General features: G+C 36.5%; 3 protein-coding genes. All 3 read right to left on the bottom strand.

What is annotated here, in order from left to right:
- Positions 1-470 precede the first annotated feature (470 nt).
- Complete coding sequence (locus tag V7077_RS26590) at positions 471-791, bottom strand: antibiotic biosynthesis monooxygenase family protein (RefSeq protein ID WP_335507578.1); 321 nt, start codon at positions 789-791, stop codon at positions 471-473.
- A gap of 37 nt (positions 792-828) precedes the next feature.
- A complete protein-coding gene (locus tag V7077_RS26585; RefSeq protein ID WP_335507576.1) occupies positions 829-1,182 on the bottom strand; it encodes a hypothetical protein in 354 nt (117 codons plus the stop codon).
- A 219-nt stretch (positions 1,183-1,401) separates the two neighbouring features.
- Entirely contained in the window at positions 1,402-2,640 is a 1,239-nt protein-coding gene (sstT, locus tag V7077_RS26580; RefSeq protein WP_335507574.1) for a serine/threonine transporter SstT, read from the bottom strand.
- Positions 2,641-2,870: the final 230 nt, after the last annotated feature.

Here is a 2,870-nt window from a genome sequence, read left to right as displayed (position 1 = left end):
ATTCAATGTAGGTTGTAAGTTTAAAAAAACATTGCCTGTGTTTTTTTGAATATTATATAAATTTATAGATCTTTTTTAGGCTCCTTCAGTTCCGAAAAGAACTGCCTAGCTTTTACCAGATTGATGTTTCCATCCTCAATTTACACTAGGAACATTTCGTACAACAAAACAGTTTAGTACAGCAATCATATCATCACAAATATGTATAAATATTAGCTTTTATACTTTTTTCATGAGTATCAGTTTATAAATATACTTAAAACATACATTAATTAATCTTCAGAATCAGCTAAAACATGAGTCTGCCTATAACCAAGGTAAACATGTATGTCTCTCCATGTAAAAATGTACGTTCCAAATTGGAAAAATGTGTCCCAATTTATCAAGCAAAACCTGTGTCATCTCTTTCAAACGGTGACACCACGCTTATTATATAAGACAAAAAAAGGAACCTCTTGGCTCCCTTTGCATTAATTAGCTGGTTTTTTGACGGCCTTTACTTCATATTTTCCAACCTCAGTATTCAAAATATAGGCAGGTTTTGGCTTACCGAGGTTTGCTTTATGGTTTGCGATGTGGGCATCACTCTTTTCCCATTGTTTCCAGTATTCCTCTGATTCCCAGCGAATCATGACGATGACTTCTTCTTCCCCTTTTCGGACCTTTTTCTCCATGACCGTTACATCAATAAATCCTTCCTGTTCCTCAATAATCCCTTTTCCAGCAAACTGCTTGATCACTTGTTCAGCATATCCTTCTTCTACGGTTACTTTCCTTAATTGAACGAACATACATACATCCCCTATCTTTTTTTAAAAATATCGACCATCAGTCGACTTCTTCCTCACTGCTAGCTAGAGATTCTTTATCTTCTTCCGATTGATTAGCTTCTGGTTCCGCTGCTTCTACATCGTGAAGTTCAAATAATTGTACAAATTCGTTTATGACCATTTCAAGTGCTTTTAATTCTCCAATTAAGATCGGCTTAATTGATTCAAATTCAGGAGCATCGAGTTGGCTCTTTAAGGTAGACCGTTTCAAATTCATCATCTCTAAAAAAGCAATCGCTCTTCCTCTTCGGAACGTTTTTGCACCACGATGGTGATGATCATGATCTTTTCGATGACGCTTCCCTCTATGGTGAAAGTCTTTAGAAGGATCAGTAAATTCCTCGTTTTTCATAAAAGCAACTCCTTTGGTGTATACAATCGTATACACAAGTTATATTTATAATGTATACGATTGTATACATAAAGTCAAATGAATTTTCAAAAAATTTCAGTTATTTTTCTGATATCTATCATTCGACTAAATTAGAATAAAAAAAACTGCCAAATATGGCAGCTCAATCTCAATCTTATTCAATCAAGTTTTTCGATAGTAATCAATCATATCAGTCGATTAGGATACTTTTTCGATTTGAATCGCTTTTCCTTCTTTACGCCACTTTTTAAATTCAGCAGTTGCGGTAAATAGAACATCGGTTGAAGAGTTTAAGGCTGTTTCAAAAGAATCCTGTAATACCCCAATGATAAAACCGACTCCAACCACTTGCATGGCCACATCAGCTGGAATTCCAAATAAGCTGCATGCCAATGGAATCAATAATAAGGATCCGCCAGCAACACCTGAAGCACCACAAGCACATACAGCAGATAAAACGCTAAGGATGATCGCTGTTGGGATGTCGACATGGATGTTTAAAGTATGAACCGCGGCAAGTGTCAGAACAGATATTGTAACCGCTGCCCCAGCCATATTAATGGTTGCTCCTAATGGAATGGATACAGAATAGGAGTCTTTATCCAACTGCAGTTCTTCACATAATCGCATATTGACGGGAATATTGGCAGCCGAACTGCGGGTAAAGAATGCGGTAATGGCACTTTCCTTTAAACATTTAAATACAAGTGGATAGGGATTCTGATGGATGTTCACGAACACGATGATAGGATTGACTACAAACGCAACAAAGAGCATACAGCCAATCAATACAGCTAGTAATTTACCATAATTCAGTAAAGATCCAACTCCATTTGTAGTAATCGAATCAATCACTAATCCCATAATGCCAAAGGGTGCAAATTTAATGACCCAGGTCACCATTTTGGAAACTGCATCGGAAAAATTAGCAATCAACGTCTTTGTCGTAGCAGAGGCATTTTTTAATGCCATCCCAAGAAGGATTGCCCAAGCTAAAATACCGATATAGTTGGCATTATAGATTGCTTTAACAGGGTTATCGACTACATTCAACAATAATGATTTGAGAACTTCGACAACACCCCCTGGAGCCGTTACATCTTCCGCACCTTTTGCGAGGGAGATATTGACAGGAAAGATAAAACTGACGATCACGGCAATTAACCCTGCTAGAAAGGTTCCTGAAAGATAAAGAAAAATAATGGATTTCATGTTCGTTTGGTGACCCTTTTTGTGCTGCGCGATCGCTGACATAACCAAGAAAAGTACCAGTACGGGTGCAATTGCTTTAAGGGCACCTACAAATAAAGAACCAAGGATTGTAACAGGTTTTGCTGTCGCTGGCATGATTACGGCTAGAATGATACCAATAATCAAACCGATAATAATTTGCTTGACCAGACTAATTTGATTCCATTTTTTGATGACATTTTTCAAGATGGTTCCCCCTAGTAGTAGAATATTTTCATCAGTCCTTTGTCAATTACTCTCTATATATCGGCCTACTTCACTAGTGTGACATTACCTAACGAAGAAGGAAACTGAACGATTTCTTGATTTTTGTCATAATTGTTCGTGTTCTACCGTAACGCTTTTTTACCATTATAATAAATATACAGTTATATTACAATATTATTATAGTTTTTTATTTTTATGGATTATATATC

The sequence above is a fragment of the Neobacillus vireti genome (assembly GCF_036962465.1).
Classification (GTDB): Bacteria; Bacillota; Bacilli; order Bacillales; family Cytobacillaceae; genus Neobacillus; species Neobacillus vireti_B.
Note: the sequence above shows the minus strand (reverse complement) of the source record. Positions and strands in the feature narration are given on the sequence as shown.